This window comes from Flavobacterium sp., from assembly GCF_027490375.1.
Classification (GTDB): domain Bacteria; phylum Bacteroidota; class Bacteroidia; order Flavobacteriales; family Flavobacteriaceae; genus Flavobacterium.
Genome location: NZ_JAIXYH010000060.1, coordinates 14,889 through 37,394 on the forward strand (window position 1 = coordinate 14,889; position 22,506 = coordinate 37,394).

General features: G+C 39.5%; 23 protein-coding genes. 18 read left to right on the forward strand and 5 right to left on the reverse strand.

Annotation, left to right across the window (positions count from 1 at the left end; genetic code table 11):
• Positions 1-24 precede the first annotated feature (24 nt).
• The 3 genes from Q0064_RS07860 to Q0064_RS07870 form a co-directional block, all read right to left on the reverse strand.
• A complete protein-coding gene (locus Q0064_RS07860; RefSeq protein ID WP_298146798.1) occupies positions 25-909 on the reverse strand; it encodes an energy transducer TonB in 885 nt (294 codons plus the stop codon).
• 157 nt (positions 910-1,066) lie between these two features.
• Positions 1,067-2,293, reverse strand: coding sequence for a Glu/Leu/Phe/Val dehydrogenase dimerization domain-containing protein (locus Q0064_RS07865; RefSeq protein WP_298146801.1), 1,227 nt, complete (start codon positions 2,291-2,293; stop codon positions 1,067-1,069).
• A 262-nt stretch (positions 2,294-2,555) separates the two neighbouring features.
• Positions 2,556-2,768 (reverse strand): winged helix-turn-helix domain-containing protein, encoded by a 213-nt coding sequence (locus Q0064_RS07870; protein ID WP_298146804.1) that lies wholly within the window; start codon positions 2,766-2,768, stop codon positions 2,556-2,558.
• 176 nt (positions 2,769-2,944) lie between these two features.
• Here Q0064_RS07870 and Q0064_RS07875 point away from each other — a divergent pair, with 176 nt between their 5' ends.
• From Q0064_RS07875 to Q0064_RS07890, 4 genes are read left to right on the forward strand one after another with little or no spacing between them, the layout of a single operon-like run.
• Positions 2,945-3,361, forward strand: coding sequence for an OsmC family peroxiredoxin (locus tag Q0064_RS07875; RefSeq protein ID WP_298146807.1), 417 nt, complete (start codon positions 2,945-2,947; stop codon positions 3,359-3,361).
• Positions 3,362-3,371: 10 nt separating this feature from the next.
• Entirely contained in the window at positions 3,372-4,532 is a 1,161-nt protein-coding gene (locus tag Q0064_RS07880; RefSeq protein WP_298146810.1) for a helix-turn-helix domain-containing protein, read from the forward strand.
• 52 nt (positions 4,533-4,584) lie between these two features.
• Positions 4,585-6,381: a serine hydrolase domain-containing protein gene (locus tag Q0064_RS07885; RefSeq protein ID WP_298146813.1), complete on the forward strand. Its 1,797-nt coding sequence runs from the start codon at positions 4,585-4,587 to the stop codon at positions 6,379-6,381.
• 7 nt (positions 6,382-6,388) lie between these two features.
• On the forward strand, positions 6,389-6,979 hold the full coding sequence (locus tag Q0064_RS07890) for a YdeI/OmpD-associated family protein (RefSeq protein WP_298146815.1): 591 nt from the start codon (positions 6,389-6,391) through the stop codon (positions 6,977-6,979).
• On the opposite strand, the gene Q0064_RS07895 is transcribed toward Q0064_RS07890, so the two are convergent.
• On the reverse strand, positions 6,967-8,043 hold the full coding sequence (locus Q0064_RS07895) for an anhydro-N-acetylmuramic acid kinase (protein ID WP_298146816.1): 1,077 nt from the start codon (positions 8,041-8,043) through the stop codon (positions 6,967-6,969). The two genes, Q0064_RS07890 and Q0064_RS07895, sit on opposite strands and share 13 nt — an antisense overlap.
• 96 nt (positions 8,044-8,139) lie before the next feature.
• On the opposite strand from Q0064_RS07895, the gene Q0064_RS07900 reads away from it, so the two are divergent.
• The 4 genes from Q0064_RS07900 to Q0064_RS07915 all read left to right on the forward strand — a co-directional run bounded on the left by Q0064_RS07900 (position 8,140) and on the right by Q0064_RS07915 (position 11,042).
• A complete protein-coding gene (locus tag Q0064_RS07900) occupies positions 8,140-9,282 on the forward strand; it encodes an acyl-CoA dehydrogenase family protein (protein WP_298146818.1) in 1,143 nt (380 codons plus the stop codon).
• A gap of 486 nt (positions 9,283-9,768) precedes the next feature.
• Positions 9,769-10,281 carry a hypothetical protein gene (locus tag Q0064_RS07905; protein WP_298146820.1) on the forward strand — a complete coding sequence of 171 codons (513 nt, stop codon included), beginning with the start codon at positions 9,769-9,771 and terminating at the stop codon, positions 10,279-10,281.
• Between the two features lie 374 nt (positions 10,282-10,655).
• Positions 10,656-10,838 carry a Fic family protein gene (locus tag Q0064_RS07910; protein ID WP_298146821.1) on the forward strand — a complete coding sequence of 61 codons (183 nt, stop codon included), beginning with the start codon at positions 10,656-10,658 and terminating at the stop codon, positions 10,836-10,838.
• Positions 10,839-11,042, forward strand: a complete 204-nt coding sequence (locus tag Q0064_RS07915; protein WP_298146823.1) for a type II toxin-antitoxin system death-on-curing family toxin — start codon at positions 10,839-10,841, stop codon at positions 11,040-11,042. It begins immediately after the preceding gene.
• 185 nt (positions 11,043-11,227) lie between these two features.
• Here Q0064_RS07915 and Q0064_RS07920 read toward each other — a convergent pair whose 3' ends face one another.
• Entirely contained in the window at positions 11,228-11,701 is a 474-nt protein-coding gene (locus tag Q0064_RS07920) for a hypothetical protein (protein ID WP_298146825.1), read from the reverse strand.
• Positions 11,702-12,301: 600 nt separating this feature from the next.
• Between Q0064_RS07920 and Q0064_RS07925 the strand changes: the two genes are divergently transcribed.
• The 10 genes from Q0064_RS07925 to bglX all read left to right on the forward strand — a co-directional run bounded on the left by Q0064_RS07925 (position 12,302) and on the right by bglX (position 22,506).
• Positions 12,302-12,556 carry a DUF6364 family protein gene (locus tag Q0064_RS07925; RefSeq protein ID WP_298146827.1) on the forward strand — a complete coding sequence of 85 codons (255 nt, stop codon included), beginning with the start codon at positions 12,302-12,304 and terminating at the stop codon, positions 12,554-12,556.
• Positions 12,546-12,983, forward strand: coding sequence for a PIN domain-containing protein (locus tag Q0064_RS07930; protein ID WP_298146829.1), 438 nt, complete (start codon positions 12,546-12,548; stop codon positions 12,981-12,983). Before Q0064_RS07925 ends, Q0064_RS07930 begins: the two co-directional genes overlap by 11 nt.
• Positions 12,984-13,949: 966 nt before the next feature.
• On the forward strand, positions 13,950-14,780 hold the full coding sequence (locus Q0064_RS07935) for a hypothetical protein (protein WP_298146831.1): 831 nt from the start codon (positions 13,950-13,952) through the stop codon (positions 14,778-14,780).
• Between the two features lie 3 nt (positions 14,781-14,783).
• The gene (locus Q0064_RS07940) at positions 14,784-15,020 is read left to right on the forward strand and encodes a DUF559 domain-containing protein (RefSeq protein ID WP_298146833.1); all 237 of its coding nucleotides are present in this window, start codon (positions 14,784-14,786) and stop codon (positions 15,018-15,020) included.
• Positions 15,021-15,164: 144 nt separating this feature from the next.
• On the forward strand, positions 15,165-16,070 hold the full coding sequence (locus Q0064_RS07945; RefSeq protein ID WP_298146836.1) for a hypothetical protein: 906 nt from the start codon (positions 15,165-15,167) through the stop codon (positions 16,068-16,070).
• 278 nt (positions 16,071-16,348) lie between these two features.
• On the forward strand, positions 16,349-16,846 hold the full coding sequence (locus tag Q0064_RS07950; RefSeq protein ID WP_298146839.1) for a hypothetical protein: 498 nt from the start codon (positions 16,349-16,351) through the stop codon (positions 16,844-16,846).
• A 137-nt stretch (positions 16,847-16,983) separates the two neighbouring features.
• A complete protein-coding gene (locus Q0064_RS07955) occupies positions 16,984-17,478 on the forward strand; it encodes a hypothetical protein (protein ID WP_298146841.1) in 495 nt (164 codons plus the stop codon).
• Positions 17,479-17,814: 336 nt separating this feature from the next.
• The gene (locus tag Q0064_RS07960) at positions 17,815-18,876 is read left to right on the forward strand and encodes an SGNH/GDSL hydrolase family protein (protein ID WP_298146844.1); all 1,062 of its coding nucleotides are present in this window, start codon (positions 17,815-17,817) and stop codon (positions 18,874-18,876) included.
• Positions 18,866-20,230 carry a sialate O-acetylesterase gene (locus tag Q0064_RS07965; RefSeq protein ID WP_298146847.1) on the forward strand — a complete coding sequence of 455 codons (1,365 nt, stop codon included), beginning with the start codon at positions 18,866-18,868 and terminating at the stop codon, positions 20,228-20,230. Before Q0064_RS07960 ends, Q0064_RS07965 begins: the two co-directional genes overlap by 11 nt.
• Entirely contained in the window at positions 20,227-22,506 is a 2,280-nt protein-coding gene (gene bglX, locus Q0064_RS07970) for a beta-glucosidase BglX (protein WP_298146850.1), read from the forward strand. Before Q0064_RS07965 ends, bglX begins: the two co-directional genes overlap by 4 nt.

Here is a 22,506-nt window from a genome sequence, read left to right on the forward strand (position 1 = left end):
AGCGTTTAAAATCTAACTGATTTATTAATTGAGTTTGAAGTTGTAAACGATTTTTCCGACTTGCTTTCCTGGCGCGTCGTCTTTGGCGTCGAAGCGTGCGTTTTGCGCAGCGGCTTTTGCTTGGTCGAGTAAGCATTTTGCCACATTGGTACTGCCGCGAATTCCCGCAACCACTCCAATTACTTTACCTGAATTGTCGACCGTTATTTCACAAACTACCGTTCCTTCTTCGTTGCATGTATAATTGGGGTTTGGAATGGAAAGTGCTTTCCGACCGGCGAGTGTATAATTTCCTACGCCGCTTCCACGACCATTTCCAGAACCTGCTCCGTAGCCTGAGCCGCTGCCAACGCCTTGTCCGCTGCCGTTTCCGCCGCCAGATCCGGTTCCCGAACCGCCGCCACCGTAGTAGCCTGAGGCATTCGGATCGCCGTTTTGTTTTCCTTTGTTTCCGCCTTGTTTGTCGTTGCCGTCGCCGCTTTTCACTTTACCGCCGAGTAAACTCGCCATAGCGTCGTTGGCAGCTTGGTTGGGTTTTGGTTTTACAGGCTCAACAACTTTTTCTTTGGGTTTTTCCTTTTCTTTCTCTTTCGGTTTTGCAGTTGAAGTTACTGCCGGAACATCGGCAGCATCGTCTTCAGTGGCAATAATCTCTTCTTCTTGTACTTCAGTGACTTTGGGTTGAGGCGCTGCCGCAGAAAGATCAACGGCATCGTAATTGTCGCCGCGTCCGAATTCACTATCGCCGAAGTTAACAGCCACGTCGCCGCCACCGCCACCGCCTTCGAATTCGAGCAGGTTGGTAGTATTGCTGAATTTAAAGAAATACAAACCGAGCAAAAGCAATGCAAAAAGCACTGTCGTTGCTATAAAGGATTCTTTATTGTGATTGTATTCGTTGGTGGTCATGCCCGAAGCGTTTTATAGATAACGAAAATACCAAAAATAAATTGTAAAATTCATTTTGGTAACGATTGCCGCAGCCCGGATAGAGGCGATATCCTTTTTGAGGCGCGCAGCAGAGCAAAAAGATAAAGCCGAAAGCCGGAAATGCTGCCCAAAAAATTTAAACCAATTGTCGCAAAGCAATTTCGAAAGCGGTGGCGCTAATGCCTGTTTTTCCCGAATTTTCTGCTTTGATGTTCGCTATTGCCGTTTTGATGATGCTCGACGTATCGTTAAAAATAGCGGTGTCGCTCATGGCAACGCGACGCTCCATGAAATAGGCGAAAACGCGCGCCATACCGCAGTTGCTGATGAAATCTGGGATGAGTGAAATGCGGCTGTCGACGTTTTCCATGATGGGTCCGAAGAAAATTTCTTTATCGGCAAACGGCACATTGGCACCACAAGAAACAACCTCTAGGCCGCTGGTGATAAGTTGGTCGATTTGTTCTTGAGTTATCAGGCGTGATGCGGCACAAGGAGCGAAAATTTCGGCGCCAACTGTCCAGATTTTTTCATTGATTTCTTCGAAGCTTAGCATGTTGTCGGCCACCAGCTGATTACCGTTTTTATTGAGAAAAAATTGGGTAATTTCTTCGAAAGAGAAGCCGTTTTCGTTGATTACGCCTCCGTTGCGATCGATAATTCCAACTACTGAAGCGCCCATTTGCGCAAGATAGAAGGCCGCTGCCGAACCCACGTTACCAAAGCCTTGTACGATGGCGCGTTTGTTGGCAACCGATTCGCCTGAAAGTTCGTAAAAATGTTTCACCGCTTGCGCCACTCCGTAGCCTGTAATCATATCGGCCACAGTATATTTTCGGAAGATGTCGGGAGTAAATTGTGCGTCTTCGATAACTTTAACGACACCTTGACGCAATTGCCCGATGCGGTTAATTTTATCGGCTTCGGAGGGCTTGAAATGTCCGTTGAAAACGCCTTCTTGTGGATGCCAGACACCGCAATCTTCGGTCATGGGTATCACTTCGTGAATTTCGTCGACGTTGAGGTCGCCGCCTGTTCCGTAATAGCTTTTGAGTAGCGGCGCCACGGCTTTGTACCAGCGCTGCAGCACACCTTGTTTGCGCGGATCGGCAGGATCGAAGTTGATACCCGATTTGGCACCACCGATAGCTGGGCCTGAGACCGAGAATTTAACTTCCATGGTTTTCGCAAGTGAGAGTACTTCGTTCATATCGAGCCCTTTTCGCATTCTGGTTCCACCGCCGGCAGCACCACCACGAAGGGAGTTGATTACGGTCCAACCTTCGGCTTCGGTTTCAGGATCTTTCCAATGGAATACAATTTCAGGTTCTTTGTTTTCGAATTTTTTGAGTAGCTCTTTCATGCGATTTTTTGTAAGACAAGCCCGTTACGAAATCGTTTTTTTGGGCGTGTAAAAGTACATTTTCTAGTGAAATGAAGATAGGGGTGAAAGTGAAAACTTTGAAGTCGATTGTTTTTACCTAATCAGTACCTCTGATTTTTTATTTGTCGAAGCTTGATTCGGATTCAAAAACTACTTTAAGCGATGCGTTGATATGTGCATCTAGCGTTTTTAAAGGGGTGGAATTAAGTGAGTAAACTATTTTATTTCGACGTGTTTTGCCTTAAATGATCCCTGATCGCTGCAATTGTTCTAGATGTTGAGAAACGGTTGCTTGTGCGAGAGGAATGTATTCGAGCATTTGATCTGCGTGTGCTGACTTTACGGCGAGTAAGTATTCGATAATTGCGATACGTGCGTGATGCGCGTAAGCTTTGGCGATGTTGGATATGAGGTTTTGATTGACGGAAAAAAGGTGTTTTTTAGTGGCTCCCATAGACTTGTGATTTTGGCTTTGTAATATTGCAATATTATCAAAAATAAAAATCTGATACAAAAATTATTACCTATTTTTTGCGCCGATAAAAATATCATCCCATAACCTTAATTTCAACTAACGTTGTTATTTTTTATCACCAAATCACGTATCTTTACCAGTAAATATTTTTGATTATGAAACGTACCGCAAAAGCCCACTGGTCGGGCGATTTAAAAACAGGAGCAGGAACGCTCTCAACTCCAAGCACCATTTTAAATAACACGCAATATTCTTTTAAGACGCGATTTGAATCGGGTGCCGGTACAAATCCTGAAGAATTACTCGCAGCAGCGCATGCGGGTTGTTTTACGATGGCCGTTGGAGCAATCTTAACGGCAAAAGGTATTGTTGCTGAAAGTTTAGATACGGAAGCGATTTTGGATCTCGATATGCAAAAACTTGAAGTTACTTCCATTCATTTGGTAATTTCTGGAAAAGTTCCGGGCATCACTGCCGAAGAATTTGAAGCCGTGGTTAAAGATGCCGAGAAGAATTGCATTATTTCAAAAGCACTTCAGGTGCCTATTAGTTCGGAGGCTACGTTTTTGTAGGTAATAACTTTTGCAATACAGTATCACTTTTTATAGCGTAGCACTGCTTGTAATCTTTTTTCTGATTACCGTTTTAGCTACGCTTTTGTTTGTAAAGTCGAAAAATCGACCCGACGATTCTGGTCGACTACTTTCGGCTTTTCTCGTTTTAGGATGTTTGTACTTTGCTCCGTGGATGTTGGGATACGCGGGTTGGTACATCTTTGAGCCGTATCGAACATTCATGTTTTACGTACCATTTCAAAATCTGTATGCATTAGGACCTTTAGTTTTATTATATGTGCAGAAACAGTTTCCAACGCCTCATTTGCCCACGTTTTCGAAGCTACACTTTTTGCCTGCCGTTTTGTACGCGCTTTTTGCATTGTGGATGTTTACATCAGACCTCGTATTAAGAAACGAACCACAGTTTTATGGCGATGGTTGGGATCGGGAACTCGATTCGTGGTATCAGATCAGTGGTTTTGTTTCCATCTGTATTTATTTAATATGCAGCATAAGACATGTTTTCAAATTCAAGAATTCAGTCGAGAATGTCGTTTCGTTTGTTGAAGAATTACGCATTAAGTGGATTACTCAGTTCTTATTGATTTTAACGGTCATTCAAGTTGGTAAACTGTTCTATCTCATTTTTTTTCCTGACTACACGTTTTACTTCATTCACGGATACTACTATCTTGTATTTGCAGTTTTACTGTTGCTCATTGCCGTGAAAGCATATTTGTTTCGAAATCAAGTTTTATTACTTGGTATACAAGCATTAAGAGACGAAATTGTTCGCACAGAAACGATTGAAAATACTACGCTTGTAAATCGGCAACAGTTTGAAGCATTCGACAACTTGGTGAATCAACATTTGTTGTTTTTAGACGAACGAGCCACTTTGCCCATTTTGGCGCAAAAACTGCAAACCAATAGCACCTATTTATCGGCGGCAATTAACCAGCATAGTGGCTTCAACTTTAATGATTACATCAATGCAAAGCGAATTACCCATTTTAAAAATCAGGTGATGCAAGGTAAAACAACCGAGTTCACTTTTCTAGGTTTAGCATTAGAATGTGGGTTTAGTTCCAAATCTACTTTCAATCGCGTTTTTAAAAAGCATACAGGTCTTACGCCAAGTCAATTTGTAGCGCAGACAATCACAAAAAGTAGTGCCAAATCATAAATTGAAGCGCTCGACACTTTATAAACCGTCACTTTTGCTCAAAAATATCTTTATGTCACGTTTCGTTTTAAAAATCATCCTTTTGTCGTTGGCAGTTATTTGTTTTGATCAAAGTACGGCACAAACCAAGAAAATCAAAGAAGTTGAATCGAGTTTAATTCCCTACGTTCCAATAGAAAATTTCCCAAAGTGGAATTTGCAAGAGCGCATGAAATTCCACAAAATTCCGGGTGCATCGATAGCTGTGATCGATAACTATAAAGTGGTTTGGAGCAAATCGTACGGATATGCCGACACACTTACTAACCGTAAAGTGAATAATCGAACGCTGTTTTCTGCAGGTTCTGTTTCGAAGATGATTTTAGGAATAGTAATTATGAATTTGGTTGAAGAAGGTAAACTAGATTTAGACACACCCGTAAATGCTTATCTCAAATCTTGGCAATTGAAAAGCGGCGGCGATGTAACAAATCCACATGCAACTTTACGAATGCTTTTGAGCCACACGGCAGGAACTTCGCAATCATCGTATTTTGGTTTTACCGATGCCAGAAGCACGTATCCTACAATCGTCGAAATTCTGTCGGGTGCACCCGGAACCGGCTCAAATCCGGTAGTGCAAAATTCAGAACAGGGAAAGTTTCGCTACAGCGGAGGCGGTTCGCTGATTGCACAATTAGTTGCATCGGAAGTAACGGGAAAATCGTTCGATGAATTAGCAATTCAATTCGTGTTTAACAAATTGAAATTGCAGCGAACTAATTTTCAACAACCTTTAAATACCCAGCTTTCTAATAATGTGGCTTTGGGATACTCCGCGGCACCGTGGTTTGTTAGCAAGCAATACGTTTATCCGCAATTAGCAGCCGCTGGATTAAATACCACAGCAACCGATTTAGCTACTATTTTGGCCGAAATGATGAAAGCGGAGAAGGACGAATCTCAGATTTTGAGCCGCCAGTCGTTCGAAACAATGACGCAGCCTGTTGCCGAGGTGAGTTCGGGAACCTATCTCGAGCAAACGGGCACGGGTTTATTTTTACTGCGCCGCACCGACAGTTGGCAACAGTACTTTGAACATCAAGGCGTAAACGCTGGTTATGTTACCTATGCTTTTGGAAGTTTAAAGTTGGGAAAAGGTGTTGTTATTATGTTGAATAGCGGCGACGATTTTAATGGCTTTGCAGCAGAAGTACGTCGCGCGGTGGCAAAATCCTACCAATGGCCGGAGTTTCTGCCGGAACCCATAAAAATGATTCCTAAATCTAAATCAGAACTACAAAGATATGTGGGTCGGTATCGGAAAGGCGATAACGAAGTCATTTACCTTACTGCAGCCAACGGCTATTTGATAGAACGAATTAATACAGGAAAAGAAATTCCATTGGTTTTTACTTCTGAGAATGAAATCGTATTTTCAGATTACAACGTGAAAGGACAATTCAAAATTTCTGAAAAAGGAGTGGCAACTGGTTTGAAATACGATTGGGAGCAAACGTACATGCCACGAATGCTTGAAAATGAATTTACACTAAACGAATTAATTGAACAACAGCAGTTTGAAGCAGCAGAAGTCGAATTTCTAAAGAGAAACTTCTCGGAAAACGATTTCAATTATTTCATTTACAATTATTTATCTGCACATCCTAAAAGTTACAAAACGTGTGTAGCACTAGCTGAAATCGGATTGCGTCGCTTACCTAACTCTGCTGTTTTACGCATCCGAAAAGCAGAATCGCTTTTTAAACTAAATCTGAACGAAAGTGCAATAAACGAACTCCAAACCATTCCAAAAAGCGATTATCTTTACGAAGAAGCGCAGACATTGATTCGGAAAAATAAGAATTGAGTTTTGTATGGAAGAAGTTGAAAGAGCCGGCGTCCCCGTGGTTTTTGCCGAAAGCGAAACCCAATGGCGTAATTGGTTGCAAGCAAATCACGATGAAAAAAAATCGGCTTGGTTGGTTATTTTTAAAAAAGAAAGTGGTTTTCCGTCGGTTTATTATCCCGAAGCTGTCGATCAAGCCTTATGTTTTGGCTGGATCGATAGCAAACCAAACAAACGAGACGAAAATTCTTACTATCAGTTTTTCGCTAAACGAAATCCAAAAAGTAATTGGAGTCGCGTAAACAAAGAAAAAATTGCTCGATTACAAGCTCAAAATCTTCTTCACGAAAGCGGACTCAAAATGATTGCACTTGCCAAAAAATCCGGCACTTGGGATGCGCTAAACGATGTTGAGAATTTGCAGCTTCCAGCTGATTTAGCAGATTCTTTTGCCTCAAATGACGTTGCTTTCAAAAATTGGGATGCCTTTCCAAAATCGGTAAAGCGAGGCATTTTAGAGTGGATTGCAGCTGCCAAAACAGCACCGACGCGCGAAAAGCGAATTCAACAAACCGTTGCCGCAGCAAGTATTAACAAACGTATTCTCTACGATAAATAATCGTTGTAAATCATACCACTCGAATGATCGTGTCGCGCGCCCGTAACCGATGCGAGTACATTTACCTCGTTTCGCAATCGCAATACGCCCAAAAAGCCAAAAATAAGGGCTTCTTTAAAGGCTATCGTTAAATCGTCGGGAACCGTAAGTTCGTGCTCGGGAAGCGCTTCTTGCATCCGACTAATTAGAAATTCATGGTAAGCACCACCGCCCGTAATCAAAACGCTTTTTCCCTCAAAACGTTTAATGTGAGACGAAATTTGCTCGCTAATGTGTTCCACGAAAGTGCGCAAAACATCGGGAATTGCCAGCGAATACGCATTTAAAATCGGCATGATTTCCCGATTAACAAACTCTACTCCGAGCGATTTTGGGTGCGCCGTTTCGTAAAACGACAGTGCGTTTAGATCGGCAAGCAACTGCTCGTTCACAATACCCGTTGCGGCAACTGCACCACCCGCGTCGTATTCCAAGCCAAGCTTTTGAGCGAAATAGTTCAGAACGGTATTTACCGGGCAAATATCGAAGGCAATTCGTTGCGCGTGGGTATTTGTTGATACATTGGCAAATCCGCCGAGATTCAAGCAAAAATCGTAGTTTGAAAACAACAGCTCGTCGCCAATCGGAACCAAAGGTGCGCCTTGTCCGCCCAAAGCTACGTCGCCCACACGGAAATCACACACGATCGGAAACTGCAACAACGCGGCCAGTTTTGGTAAATTTCCAATTTGCAGCGTGTAACCTAAATGCGGCTGGTGCTTTATGGTATGGCCGTGGCTGCAAATGGCGTCGGGTTTTAGTTGGTATTTGTCGATAAATGCCAAAGCTAAATTGGCTAATAAAATAGTATAACGCTCGTTTAGTGAAGCTAGTGCAGATTCAGTTAAGTTAATGCCTTCCGACAGTTCTTTTACCCAATCTGGGCTGTACGAAATAGTTTCGGCAACTTGAATGCGATAGCGCCAAACTGAGTCATCTTGAGTGAACTGAACAAAGGCTAAATCGAGTCCGTCGAGCGAAGTTCCCGACATCAAACCCAAAATCGAATACATTGATTTATGCATGCTGCAAAATTAGCGACTGTTCAATAAAAAATTTTGTGTTAATTACCTACATTTGGGCGCACGAAAACGTTTTCTTAAGACCAAAAGTATAAACTTATGAATTTTCAATTATCTGAAGAACATTTAATGATTCAAAAAGCTGCGCGCGACTTTGCGCAGACCGAACTTTTACCAGGAGTTATCGAACGCGACGAAAAGCAAGAGTTTCCCTACGAGCAAATAAAAAAAATGGGCGAACTCGGTTTTATGGGTATGATGGTCGATCCGAAATACGGAGGCAGCGGCTTAGATACCATTTCATATGTTTTGGCGATGGAAGAAATTTCCAAGATCGACGCTTCGGCTTCGGTGGTTATGTCGGTTAACAACTCACTCGTTTGCTGGGGCTTACAGGAGTTTGGAACGGAAGAGCAAAAGCAAGAATGGTTGCCGCGATTGGCCTCAGGCGAGATTCACGGTGCATTTTGCTTGTCGGAACCAGAAGCAGGTAGCGATGCCACTTCCCAAAAAACCACAGCCATCGATATGGGCGATCACTATTTGGTTAACGGAACTAAAAACTGGATCACCAACGGAAATACCGCTTCTTTTTATATCGTGATTGCACAAACCGATGTAGAAAAAAAGCACAAAGGAATTAATGCGCTGATTATGACCAAAGACATGCCCGGTTTCGAGGTTGGTTTAAAAGAGCAAAAGTTGGGTATTCGCGGATCTGATACGCATTCGTTAATGTTTACCGACGTGAAAGTACCTAAAGCTAATCGCATTGGCGAAGAAGGTTTCGGCTTTAAATTCGCTATGAAAACCTTGGCCGGCGGACGTATTGGTATTGCAGCTCAGGCGTTGGGAATTGCTTCGGGCGCCTACGAATTAGCATTGGCGTACAGCAAGCAGCGCAAGGCTTTTGGAAAAGAAATTTCGCAGCATCAAGCCATTGCATTTAAATTGGCCGACATGTATGTAAATATCGAGGCAGCCAGACACTTGTGTTTAAAAGCGGCTTACGATAAAGATATGCACGAAAATTACGACATTAGCGGCGCAATGGCCAAGCTTTTTGCATCGCAAGTAGCCATGGATACTACGATTGAGGCCGTTCAAGTACACGGCGGAAACGGTTACGTAAAAGAGTACCACGTAGAGCGACTCATGCGCGATGCCAAGATTACGCAGATTTACGAAGGCACTTCCGAAATCCAAAAAATTGTGATTTCACGCGCTATTTTAAATCAGTAGTAGCCAAATAGCAAGATGATTAGAACCTGCGATATAAAAAATCAAGAGGTTTAAAAGTCTCGCAAACTACATACACCAACTTCAAAAGAAGCTTCTTCGCGCACTTGCGACGGCTTTTTTTGAAGTTTTTTTATGCAGCTAATCCCGTTTTCCGCTATAGTCCTCAAAAAAAACGCTGTTTTCACGCGCACTGCGGCGGGCTTCTGGCGTCGCCACCACAGTTGCGGTTCAAACAAGCGTCTTTTTCTCCGGGCTGCCGCTGCAACCGGGGCTGAGAAATACGTTACTAACGTTTAGTGGAAAAAATTGTAAATTCGTGAAAAATAAAAGGCGAAACAAAAGTCCTATTTAATAGTTTCAAAATGCGAGTGAATTATTGTTTCAACATGTTGTTTATAAATAAGTTATAATTTTTTAAAATTTAATTTTAGTAGGAGACTTCGCAATTTGTTAAGTCAAAGAAAACCATTTTGAAACATAAAAAGTATGAAAGATTATTTAAACAAACTTATTACAATTAAATTCTCAGACAGAAAAAATAGAGAAAGCGGTTTTCTAATTGATTTTTCTGCAGATTGGATTTTACTAAAAAGTAATCCTGTAGACTTTATTATTGATGGTTATACAATTGTTAGAAATAAGAACATTGAAGCCATTTATCACGAAGAGAAAGAAAAATTTACTGAAAAGGTTTTGCGGTTAAAGAAATTAGGACCAAATCAAACCGAAAAAATTCCGTTAGAGAACATTGTAGAAATCTTCAAACACATAAACGAAAAGTTCGGAATTTTTCAGTTTTACAGAAAATCCGAAAAAGCAATTTACCCAGGAAGATTGAAAGAAATAAATTCAAAAAAAATTACAATTGATTGGATCGATTTAAAGGGAAATTGGACTGAAGAAAGAAGTTTCAAACTAGACAAAATTAGAGTTGTCGAGTTTGAGAATGATTACATTAAATCACTGAAATTAGTTGCTGATAGCAGCAGCTTCCCATAACCCTCGCTCTCCGAAGTCTCCCGACTTCGGAGTATTCTTTCAAAACTAAAAAACAAGCTAGACGTTAATAAGATAGATTTGATTAAGAACGGTTCGAGTTACGGGGCCGACTCAGCGCGCCAAAAAAACAATAAACGTACTTAATTGGACACGCCAAGAAACATTTTTCTATTTTTTGTATACTTGAATATGACCAAGACAGAGATATAATCTGAAATCCAAAAATTCCTACACAACGTACTAGAAACTGTCTTAAAAGACGTTTTAGACTTTTTAAAAGAGCTGAAAGAACAACCAGCAGATAAAACTCGGCTGGCAATGAACTTACGTCAAATTCTTGCAGACGACAAAGATTTACTTGAAAAGTTGGTTCAATGATTGATCTACAAGATGTTCACAACATTCATAATATTTTGATCGACAAATTTGGTGGAAGTAAGGGGCAGCGAGACAAAGGCTTGCTCGAGTCGGCTATTAATCGACCTTATGCTACTTTCGATAAACAGAATCTTTATCCAAATCCCGAAGATAAAGCGGCAGCAATTTTAGAAAGTTAATTGATTAATCATCCATTTCTTGACGGAAATAAAGGAACAGCGTATGTACGTATGCGTCTGATACTTCTCGACTATGGACAAGATATTCTTGCCAATCAGGATGATAAGTACAAAATGGTTATATCTGCAAGTACCGGTGAAATGAAGTTTGAAGCTATTAAAAACTGGATTCAAGCGCGACTCAAAAACAAATACGACGAGTAACACAGGCTACACCTCTTATAGAAGCGCAACAGTAAAAATAAATGTAAGTTCCAAATCGTCTCCCCGTGCACATTCCCTGCGTCAGGCATTGCAGCTGAAATCTTTCATTTTGACATAACCTATATTTTAGTAACAAAAAAGCCCAACGCAATTAACGTCGGGCCTGTATTTTTTTTAAAACTCGGTTATGGACAAACCTGAACGCTGAAGGTTCCATTAATCTCGTTTTCTCCTGCATTAAAGCCGCTACCTTTTAGCTTCCCAGTGATTGTCGTTGTCGAAATCGCTGTAATTTCTATTTCTGCATCACTCGCTCCTTCAAAATCCGTAGAATTAGGATCCTGAAACTGAATGCGCGCTCCACCGGCAAAATCGTATGTGCCAACTGCGGCTGGAACAATAATCCACAACGGACCTAAATTTTCAGTTTCATTACAATTGATCGCAGTTTCCGTGAGGTAGATGTAAAAAACCTCTACGCCATTGCTGGTAAGGCTTCTCGCTTTTCCGCCTACCATAGTAAACGGATTGCTGTATACGACACCAGAAACCGGGGTTGTAGCAAATCCGCCTTGATTATTGTTAGTGTCTTCCTCAGATGAACTGCAAGACAAAAGCAACGAAGTTGCAATAAAGATCGAACACAATAGTTTTTTCATCAAATTTTGATTTTTAGTTAAGAGTTCGTAAATGTAGAGTTTTAAATAAAAATCTTTATTATTTGTGTGAAAGTTTGTTGTAAAAATTTAAAAAAAGTAAAGTATATTCTACAAATTCGCATTCATTGAGTTTTTTCAGGCACCAGGATTTTTATCAGCGTATCTGCTACAGAAAAGGAGATCTCGTTTTCCTTTTAATCCAACTATTCATAAATCCAAGTCAAAGATGTTTTAAAAGCGTTTTGATAACCACCAATTGTTTCCTATGCACTTTCCCCGCGGGAGGGGTTGCAGCGGAAATCTTGTTTTTTGATCCGCGTCGGGCAAATAAGCTACTACAGCTATTGGGGCAGCGGAGCCTACTTCGTTAGATTTTATTTCGATAATGCAGCATTTCAATAAAAAAGCTATCTGATATTCAATTTATTGTCTGGTTTCTGACTGCAATTTTTAAATCGAGTTCAGGTTTGATTGTAAAATTGGCGTCGAAAACTCGGCGCGGAACGAGACAGATTACCTTTACTGATTCTGTTTTTTGTCCATTAAACACGTGTTGTGTTTTAAGATGGTAATACGTATTTTTGTTGGTATAGAATTGAGATGAACACTAAGTTAACACTAACAATCGAGGAAGAGGTTATTAAACTCGCGAAAGAATACGCCAAAGAGAAAGGACAAAGTCTTTCGGAACTAGTTGAAAGCTATTTCAAATTTGTTGTTGTAGATCGGCCGAAAATAAGCGAAAAACAACTTTCGCCCAAGATTAGAAAGTTGAGGGGGATCTTAAAAGTTGACGACAATTTCGACTACAAGCAAATTTTAACCGAGGAACTTTCTAAAAAATATGGAGTATAAGTTATTTCTTGACTCTGACGTGGTTATTGATTTTTTTACCGACAGAGAACCGCATGCCAATCCGGCAAGTGAGCTTTTTGAAATGAATAATAATGGCGATGTAAAGCTTTTTCTGTCTGCAGTAAGCATCAACAATATTTACTACATAGTGCGAAAATTTTTAGGTCATAAGAAAAGCATGGAAGTAATCGAAACTTTATGCGAAATGACCGAAATTATCGACACAACAAAAGCAGAAATTGTTCAAGCATTACGAAACGGTTTTTCGGATTACGAAGATTCCATTCAATACTGTTGTGCACTAAAAATAAAAGATATCGATGCGATAATCACCCGTAATACAAAAGATTACAGTAAATCTTCCATCGCAGTAATGACTCCGTTGAATTTTCTACAAATGAAGGAAAAGAACGACAGCCAAGAGTAGTTTTTGTAAAAATGCTAGCTCTGATTTCCTTCGTCTGTTTGGCTTGAGCGTCGGTTGCAATCCGTGTTCTGCTCCATAATTGTTTTCCACCTTCATGCCCACTTTTCCTCCAAATTCATTCCTAAATAATCACGTATGTTTTTGCGCACATTCTTTGCGTGAGGGGTTTCTGCTGAGCGCTTTTTCCGAATGAAAAATAATACTTAAACAGCTAAGATTTGATCGATTAGGCACAAAACACTAACTGAGTTAGTACAAAGAACCAACTAGTGTAGTACAAAGAACCAATTAAGTTATCCCAAAGAACCAACTAGTGTTGTACAAAGAACCAAGTAAGTTGGTACAAAAAACCAAGTAAGTTGGTACAAAGAACCAAGTAAGTTGGTACAAAGAACCAAGTAAGTTGGCACAAAGAACCAAGTAAGTTGGCACAAAGAACCAAATAAGTTGATGTAAAGAACCAAGTAAGTTGGTGCAAAGAACTAAGTATGTTAGTACAAAAAACCAAGTAAGTTAGTACAAAAAGCCAAGTAAATTAGTACAAAGAACCAAGTACGTTAGTAGAGGGTATAAATAAAAGTAGTATTTAGTACTACTAAAATACGTTCAATGTCTAAAATTTTAACAATTAGCGTCTTTTAGATTACTTCGAAATTTACTTGCTGTGTTTGTTATCGAGGGCATTACGTAAACAGGAGAAAAGTGGCTTAAGATTCGGTAACAAATTTTGCGCTTTTTATGGCAACCGGGGCTGGGAAGTACGTTAGTAATGTTGTGTGGAAAAAGTGTATATTCGTGGGAGATAATAGAAAAAGCGACGGCCCAATTTAATATCGCGAGGATAAGCAAAACTTTTTCAGTGCAAAGTGATGTAAATAAGTGGTTTATCATTGTTTTTGGAAAATGAAAAACGATGCAGGGATTTCCTCAATTGGCAAGTTGTAGACCATTTTGAAACCATTGCAATTGGAAAACAGACCTAAATATTTAGCCCAGAATATTAAATTCTATTCGGAATTTCCTCAAGGATATAATATGGACATTGACTATTCTCATCTTCCAAGTTTATTAAATTTTGATTTTCATACTTTGAATGGAATTTTACCATTAACAAGTTCAAGATTTAAATTTATAGGCGAAAACGGAGAAGTTAATGGTAAGAAAAGTTCAGTTGTACTGGTAAATCCATTACCCGAAGAGTATGAGTATTTTGAAGGTATTGGGGTTACTGAATTTCAAGCTGTCTCAATAGTTGTTAACTTCTACGCTTTGGAAGAGACAGAACCCAAAATTGTAAGAGGACTTCCCTATGGTGTATCATTGGTTCCTATGAGCAGAAGCGGAAAAATTGACACTTGGAATATTGGATTACTTAAGACTTTTGATCTAGAGGAATTATGTCAAGAAGGCGGAACTGTTTTTACAGAATTTGTTCCATTTAAAAATTGGAGCAAAGGATTAGGAATGGATTATTCTTTGTTTTCAAATATTACAAAAAATCAGCACACCGATAGTATTGGCTTTGAATGGGGAATGTATTTTATTTGTCCGGTTTTTGACAAGAAAGAAATTTTAATTTCTGAAAACAGCACTTATTCAAAAGCAATTAATGCAAAATATAGAAACTATAAAATCAGTCGTTATTTTAAGCCTTTTACAGATACTAAACCAAGACAAATTTGGGGTTGTGAATCGCCAATTGAATTATTTTTATTGCAAGGCTTATATATAAAAAAACTGTTTCCCGAAATACAAATGGGTTTTTACCGTAATGGTGATATATTTCCAAACTATTAAAAAATGGCTGAAAAAGAAATTTTCATACCTGAAAACAAATTAATTACATCAGCCGATTTTTATTTTCCAAATCAAAGGCTAGCTATCTTTTGTGATGGCGCAGAGTTTCATGATACGGAAAAGGATAAAAAAATAGATGAAAGTTTAGAAGCTATTGGTGTAAAATCCTTGAGATTTACTGGAAAGCAAATAACTGAAGAATTAGAAAACGTACTAACAGAAATAGAAAACGCGCTATAACAGCAGTTTCGAGCACTTGCTAATTTTAGTTTTTATGTGTTCAAGAATAACGTTTATCTTTAACAGAAAATAATCCGTTCGCTTGTATCACAACTGTCGACACGCTGCGGAACGTTATGTGTAATGCGCCCGAAAAACGGAAAAATGGAAAACAACTTTGAAAAAATGCAGAGAATTGCAGGAATTAACACAAAACTGAATCAATTATCTAAACTTGCATTTAATATGAATCCAATTCCTGAGAGTGTTAAACAAATGATTGAAATGCAAGATAAGTTAAAACTTGTAATTCCTACATTTGATATTCCGAAAATTCCTTTAGATATTCCAAAAATACCTAGTTTTATTTTCCCTAAAATAGAAATACCAATTTTTGACAATTTGTTCAATAATAAATTATTAGAAAAACTAAAAGAAATTGGGAATATTGGGGAAAAATTAAAGAACAATCCAGAATTACAATTTGCATTTATAAGTGATTTAGAAACTTTAAATTTGAAATCAGCAGAGGAATTAAAAGAATCCTTGATTTCTGATTTAACTGATAATGATATTGAAGAAAAAGAACGAATACTGAATAACAACTTAATTCCATATTTAGAAAATCATAATCTTGAAAATTTATGGATTGGGGCAACTCAAGTTCTTGAATCTGTAAATAATCCTGATAAGTTAAGGCAATGTTTAATTTCATTAAGAACTATTTTAGAATATTTAATTGACGAGAAATTAGCACCTATCGATAAAATTAAGAACTCAAAAATGTTTGAAAGTGATTTCAGAAATTATCATTTAGGAAAAAAGAAAATAGAGTTTATAAAAATAAAAAGAGAACAAAAAATTGAATATTTTACATCCAAATTCAAATTTGGAACTTTAGAAGATTTTACAAAAAAAGAAATTCAGTATGTATGTAATTGTTATTCAATTTTATGTAATGTTCATCAACCGAATATTGGTTTGACAGAAAATCAAGTAAGAAGTTTAAAAGTAAAAACGGGAATTACGATTTGGCTATTACTATACTTATATGACATTTTAGAAGAATGAAGCACTAAGCATAATAACGATAGCTGTTGCACAAGACTATCCGCTGCAGACGCCGCTGGGAATTACGTTACTAACGTTTAGTTGAAAAAGTGTATATTCATGAAAAATAATAAACTAAACGAGTATACAAATTAACATATTCAAAATACGCATAACTTTTTGAACACGAATCCTTGTAAATGAATTGTTTATCGCTGTTTTTGAAAAATGAAAAAGAGGCAGAAGTTTCGTCAATTGTTAATTTGGTGGACAGCTTGTGAGAACTTTAAAAAAATACAATGAATAGAAAAAAAGCAATAGAAATTTTACAAAAACAAAAGCAAAAACTTGATAATCCAAATTTCTTAAAAGATGAAAACTGGGTTTTTCAAACTGCATCATATATTAAAGATTTTTTTGGTGAAAGTTCAACTGAATATTTTTTCATTTCAAAATTTGAGTTTACAGCTTATTATTCTAAGCCCGATAGTAAGCAAGATGCGATTGGAAGGTTAAATGCTAAAACTCCAAAAGCTAAAAAATATTTAGAAAATTGTATTGAAACAATTTCTAATAAAGGTCTTTATAAACATCCTAAGAAAAATTTAGTTTCTGATAAAAGTAACTTTGAATTAATAGGAATAGTTATTACAATTTCAATATTTGTATTTTGGATTGGTTATTGGGTAAAAAGCGTTGAACTTTTTTCTTCAAAGAATAAAACTGAAAATTCTACTTCTTTTTTATCTAACACTGTATCCCAAAAAATAACCAATCCAAAAGAAAAGTCCATGTAAAGTAGTAAATACAAACCAATATAATTCATAACTCATAGTAGTTAATTTATAAATGCTTCTCAATCAAAAGGCAGAGAGATTAAACCATAATAGCTTAAAAAACGGAATTTAAAATATTTTTAATTGGTTTTGCAATATTGATTATCAACGTTTACTTTACCCGTTGGGTTTTCAGAATTAATGAAATAATTAAAATACAAAAAGAACAAACTAAACTCCTGAAGATAATTTCTGAAAAAATACAACTAAACTCAAATATAACATTTGAAAAACAAATTGCAACTGAATCGAAACCAATAGATTTGATTTCAGATAACAAGGTTGATTCAGAAGATCAAACAACAACAATTAATGATGAAACGCTTGATAATTTATTCAATTTAATTAGATCAGAGCAAAAAAGTATATTCGGAGGATATTCTAAAAAAGTCGCTGAAGTACTTAAAAAAAATTGCAAAACTAAAAATGATACTTTAAGTCTTATGTGGAATTTCCGCAAGAAATTCAATCTAGAGCTTATTGATGAAGTTTCAAAATTGTCAAATCATATTGATTATTTACGAAGGAATTTAGAAATATTTATTGATTTTGAAATTGTAGAAAATGAGTATCCATTTAAAAGAAAAACATAGAACATTGGAAATGAGAAGATTAATGTTGCCAGGCAAATGCTACCAGCAAAATCTGTAACTTTTGCTTCTTTCCTTTCTTACGGATCTTTTTCAATAATAATCATCTTGAAACAAATCCCGATACCACAGATTTACTTCATCTCTTCGGCAGGAGCCTCGGGCGTAATCCATGTTCTGTTCCACAATCGTTCCCCAACTTTTGAACCTCATTTCCAGCACTGAGGCGCCGGCACGCCCAAATGAAAATAAATGTTATACAATTGACATTTTAGTACCGCAGCTTTTGAACAATCGGCAGTATCTTAGACTTTTATTAGCTTTTCACCAAAAAAATCTATGAAACCTAAATGGCTACTCGCTTTTCTCTTGGTAACTTCTGTATTTCAAGCTCAAAATATTCAACATTTCGGACGCTGTAAACCACTATCCGACACCAAATTCGAACTCGTTGGTGCCGCAGCAAGCGTGGCTTTTGCAACCACTGCCACCGAAATAACATTTCATTTACAAGCGGTCGACTCGTGGGCACACCGCGATTATGCCGTGCTCGTTGTCGACGGCGCCTACCTAGGTCGCTATCCCGTTGAACCCGGAAAACCGAATCCGATTACGCTCGACCTAACGCCCGGCGCAACGCATGTCGTGGAAGTGTATAAAGCTACCGAAGCTTCGATCGGACAACTCATTTTCGACGGATCGCCGCTCACACAACTGCAACAAATGCCCGCCAGTACACGGAAACGGATCGAGTTTATCGGCGATTCGATAACCTGCGGCATGGGCAACGATTTGGCCATTCCGTGTCATACCGACCAATGGTTCGACCAACACAATGCCTACTACGCCTACGGACCCATAACAGCACGTGCACTGAAAACCGATTTTTTGCTGAGCTCTGTCTCCGGATTCGGAATTTACCGCAATTGGAACGACGAAAACGAAGCCGAACCTACGCTGCCGCAAGTGTACGACAACCTGTATCTCAACAACGCTAAAGAACTGCCGTATCAAGCCTCGCAAATTCCCGATGTTATCAGCATTTGCTTAGGCACAAACGACTTTTCCGACGGCGATGGCAAGAAGAAACGTATGCCTTTTAACGATGCGAAATTCATTTCAAACTACACGCAATTTGTGGAAAAATTACACGGAAAATATCCAAAAGCAAAGATTTTATTGCTTGATAGTCCGATGCTTAACGGCGATAAGAAAACGCGTTTGCAATCGTGTTTGAAAAGTATTCAAGCGGATTTAAAAGCCAAGAATATTAACGTTCAACTGTTTTCGTTCAAAGAAATGAAACCACGCGGCTGCGATTATCATCCCGAAATGATGGATCATCAGATATTATCCGACGAGCTTGCTCCAACCTTAAACGCCTTATTAAATGAGAATTAGTCTAGGAATTTTATTGTTGCTTGTCCAAAACATGTATGCCAATCCGCGATTGCCCGAAATTTTCTCCGACGGTATGGTTGTACAACGCAACAGCAATCTTAAAATTTGGGGTTGGGGAACGCCAAAAGAACCGATAAAAGTGTCGGTTTCGTGGTCGGATACAACTGCCGAAACGGTCGTAAACTCTTTTGCTTATTGGGAAGTGCGTATTCCTGTTCCCGATAAACGCGGTTCGCAAACCATAAACATTAAAGGCTACTCGGAACGTATTTTGAAAGACGTGTTGATCGGCGAAGTGTGGCTTTGCAGCGGCCAGTCGAATATGGAAATGACCTTTGATTGGGGCGAAATGCATGCAAACGAAGTGGCAAACGACCAAAACAACAACATTAGGTTTTTTACTGTGGAAAAAGCTGCCGCTGACGTTCCGCAACAGCAAATTCCGGGGAAATGGGAAGCGATTGCTCCTGAAACCATTCGCAGCAAAAGCGCTACAGCTTACTTCTTTACAAAACGCTTGCAAGCGCAACTGGGTAACGTACCAATTGGCGTTATTGTTAGTGCTTGGGGCGGAACACCTTTGGAAGTTTGGGCTCCGAAATCGGCAGTCGATCAAAGTGAGGTTTTGCGTAATTCGGCCGCCAATCTAAAACCGTCGGATTATTGTCCGCACCAGGCTTCGGTCGTTTACAATACCATGATACACCCAATGGTTGGTTTTCCGGTTGCCGGTGTACTTTGGTATCAGGGCGAAAGCAACGTGGGTAACGATACGTATGCAAGCATGCTCAAAGCATTTTTCGATTCGTGGCGCCAAGCATGGAAAGCCGATTTTCAGGTGTATATCGTACAACTTGCGCCTTATAATTACGATGGCGACGTGCAATACGGAACAGCTTTACGCGAACAACAACGCTTATTTTGCGAACAATATTCGGGCGCACATTTGGCCGTAATTTCGGATGCAGGCGATGCTGCCGATATTCATCCGCGCGATAAAAAAACCGTGGGAGAGCGTTTGGCAACCTTAGCTTTAGTTAATCACTATAAACGTTTAGATAAGTCGTTCAACAATCCAATTATTAGAAACGTACGTTGGGAAAAGAAAGGAATTGTTTTGGAGTTCGACCCGATTTTCAATTTCGTACAAAAAACCGGAACTGCTTTTTTTGAAGTGGCCGATGCGGCGGGAAATTTTGTGAAAGTACCTGTCAAAGTTTCAAAAAACACCTTGGTTATTTCCTGCAAGTTTGCACCTACAGCTCTTCGTTACGGCTGGCAAGACGAGGCTTCTGCCACTATTTTTACTTCGCAAGGAATGCCCTTATCCGGATTTTCACTTAAAAAATCATGAAAAAAATCACTGTAGCTCTCGCATTATTATTCTCGGTTTTATCACTAGCACAAAAAATGACTGCAAAACAGCCTGAAAACATTAAAAAGCGCGTTGCCGAATTGTTGGCAAAGATGACTTTGGAGGAAAAAATTGGTCAGATGAACCAATACAACGGATTTTGGGAAGTTACTGGCCCGGCACCCAAAGACGGAAATGCGGCGACCAAATACGAGCATTTAAAGAAAGGTTGGGTAGGATCGATGCTTACAGTTCGAGGCGTCGACCAAGTTCGAGCCGTGCAAAAAATTGCTGTGGAGGAAACCCGATTGGGAATTCCGCTCATTATTGGTTTTGACGTCATTCACGGATATAAAACGCTGAGTCCGATTCCGCTTGCTGAAGCTGCGAGTTGGGATTTAGAGGCTATTAAGAAATCGGCGCAAGTAGCTGCAGCAGAAGCTTCGGCGTCGGGAATCAACTGGACGTTTGGTCCGAACGTTGATATTACACGGGATGCACGCTGGGGCAGAATTATGGAAGGCGCCGGTGAGGATCCATATCTCGGTAGTTTGATTGCCAAGGCGCGTGTTATTGGATTTCAAGGCGATACGGCAGCCGATTTAAGCAAACCCAATACGATTGCTGCCTGTGCCAAACACTTTGCCGCCTACGGATTTGTAGAGTCGGGCAAAGAATACAATTCGGTGGAAATGGGAAATAACACGCTGTATAATATGGTTTTACCGCCATTTAAAGCAGCCAAAGATGCTGGTGTTCGCACTTTTATGAATGCCTTTAACTTGTTGAATGGTATTCCGGCGACAGGTAACGAAATGCTGCAACGCGATATTCTAAAAGGTTCGTGGGCTTTCGATGGTTATGTAATTACCGATTGGGCTTCGATTCGAGAAATGGTTGTTCATGGGTACGCTGAGAATGGTGCCGATGCTGCGGAAAAAGCCGTGAAAGCAGGTGCCGATATGGACATGGAATCGTATTTATACGTTGCTGAATTAGCGAAATTGGTTCGTTCGGGGAAAGTCTCTGAAGCGTTAATCGACGATGCGGTTTCGCGCATACTAACCGTAAAATTCGAATTGGGTTTATTTGACGATCCGTATCTTTATTGCGATAAGAAACGCGAGCAGGCTGTTATAGGAAGCGCCGAAAACCATGCTGCGGTTTTGGATATGGCTCGCAAATCGATTGTGTTGCTAAAGAACGAGAATCAACTTTTACCGTTGAAGAAAAACAATCAGAAAATTGCACTCATTGGAGCTTTAGCTGCCGATAAAACGAGTCCGTTGGGAAGTTGGCGCATTGCTGCCGATGACAACACAGCCGTTTCGGTTTTGGAAGGTATGCAGAAGTATGTAGGTTCGAATTTGATATACGAAAAAGGACCTGATTACTTTCTAGGAAAACCTGCTTTTACAGAGGAAGTTCAGATAAATTACAGCGATAAAACGGGTATGGATCGTGCCTTAGAAGTTGCGGCAAAAGCCGATGTGGTGGTGCTTGTTATGGGCGAGCACGGTTTTATGAGTGGCGAAGCACGTACACGTACCGAAATTGGTTTACCCGGATTTCAACAAGAATTTTTGGAAGCGGTATATCGCGTAAATAAAAATGTGGTTTTGGTTTTGAATAACGGCCGTCCGTTAGCCTTGCCTTGGGCTGCCGAGCACATTCCGAGCATCGTGGAAGCTTGGCATTTGGGAACACAAGCCGGAAATGCTGTTGCTGAGGTTCTTTTTGGCGATTACAATCCGTCGGGAAAACTTCCGGTTAGCTTTCCGCGAAACGTGGGGCAGTGCCCGATTTACTACAACCATCACAACACGGGTCGGCCAACTAATGTCGACAACAACGTGTTCTGGTCACATTTTATTGATATCGACAAAACACCGCAATGGCCGTTTGGTTTTGGGTTGAGCTATACAACATTTTCCTATCAGAATTTGAAGTTGGATAAATCGACGTATCAACGAAACGATCGCATCGAAGTTAGCGTAGATGTTACTAATACAGGAACATCAGATGGCATTGAAGTTGTGCAATTGTATTTGCGCGATGTAGCTGCAAGTGTGGTGCGACCGGTAAAAGAACTAAAAGGATTTGAACGCGTTTCGCTGAAGAAAGGCGAGACAAAAACCATACGTTTTAAATTGGGCAAAGAAGAGTTAGGTTTCTTTGATAACGAAGGCTTTTTTCAAGTAGAGTCGGGTGTGTTTCAGGTGTTTGTTGGCGGCAGTTCGCAAACGGTTTTAGAAGCGCGTTTCGAGCTAAAGTAA

What these genes read in the sequence shown, in the direction of transcription:
- Q0064_RS07945 (WP_298146836.1), top strand. Translation starts at nt 15,165, where the DNA reads ATGGAAAACAACTTTGAAAAAATGCAGAGAATTGCAGGAATTAACACA.
- bglX (WP_298146850.1), top strand. Translation starts at nt 20,227, where the DNA reads ATGAAAAAAATCACTGTAGCTCTCGCATTATTATTCTCGGTTTTATCA.
- Q0064_RS07950 (WP_298146839.1), top strand. Translation starts at nt 16,349, where the DNA reads ATGAATAGAAAAAAAGCAATAGAAATTTTACAAAAACAAAAGCAAAAA.
- Q0064_RS07895 (WP_298146816.1), bottom strand. Translation starts at nt 8,043, where the DNA reads ATGCATAAATCAATGTATTCGATTTTGGGTTTGATGTCGGGAACTTCG.
- Q0064_RS07920 (WP_298146825.1), bottom strand. Translation starts at nt 11,701, where the DNA reads ATGAAAAAACTATTGTGTTCGATCTTTATTGCAACTTCGTTGCTTTTG.
- Q0064_RS07890 (WP_298146815.1), top strand. Translation starts at nt 6,389, where the DNA reads ATGGAAGAAGTTGAAAGAGCCGGCGTCCCCGTGGTTTTTGCCGAAAGC.
- Q0064_RS07930 (WP_298146829.1), top strand. Translation starts at nt 12,546, where the DNA reads ATGGAGTATAAGTTATTTCTTGACTCTGACGTGGTTATTGATTTTTTT.
- Q0064_RS07940 (WP_298146833.1), top strand. Translation starts at nt 14,784, where the DNA reads ATGGCTGAAAAAGAAATTTTCATACCTGAAAACAAATTAATTACATCA.
- Q0064_RS07960 (WP_298146844.1), top strand. Translation starts at nt 17,815, where the DNA reads ATGAAACCTAAATGGCTACTCGCTTTTCTCTTGGTAACTTCTGTATTT.
- Q0064_RS07900 (WP_298146818.1), top strand. Translation starts at nt 8,140, where the DNA reads ATGAATTTTCAATTATCTGAAGAACATTTAATGATTCAAAAAGCTGCG.
- Q0064_RS07965 (WP_298146847.1), top strand. Translation starts at nt 18,866, where the DNA reads ATGAGAATTAGTCTAGGAATTTTATTGTTGCTTGTCCAAAACATGTAT.
- Q0064_RS07910 (WP_298146821.1), top strand. Translation starts at nt 10,656, where the DNA reads ATGATTGATCTACAAGATGTTCACAACATTCATAATATTTTGATCGAC.
- Q0064_RS07885 (WP_298146813.1), top strand. Translation starts at nt 4,585, where the DNA reads ATGTCACGTTTCGTTTTAAAAATCATCCTTTTGTCGTTGGCAGTTATT.
- Q0064_RS07870 (WP_298146804.1), bottom strand. Translation starts at nt 2,768, where the DNA reads ATGGGAGCCACTAAAAAACACCTTTTTTCCGTCAATCAAAACCTCATA.
- Q0064_RS07860 (WP_298146798.1), bottom strand. Translation starts at nt 909, where the DNA reads ATGACCACCAACGAATACAATCACAATAAAGAATCCTTTATAGCAACG.
- Q0064_RS07925 (WP_298146827.1), top strand. Translation starts at nt 12,302, where the DNA reads ATGAACACTAAGTTAACACTAACAATCGAGGAAGAGGTTATTAAACTC.
- Q0064_RS07875 (WP_298146807.1), top strand. Translation starts at nt 2,945, where the DNA reads ATGAAACGTACCGCAAAAGCCCACTGGTCGGGCGATTTAAAAACAGGA.
- Q0064_RS07865 (WP_298146801.1), bottom strand. Translation starts at nt 2,293, where the DNA reads ATGAAAGAGCTACTCAAAAAATTCGAAAACAAAGAACCTGAAATTGTA.
- Q0064_RS07905 (WP_298146820.1), top strand. Translation starts at nt 9,769, where the DNA reads ATGAAAGATTATTTAAACAAACTTATTACAATTAAATTCTCAGACAGA.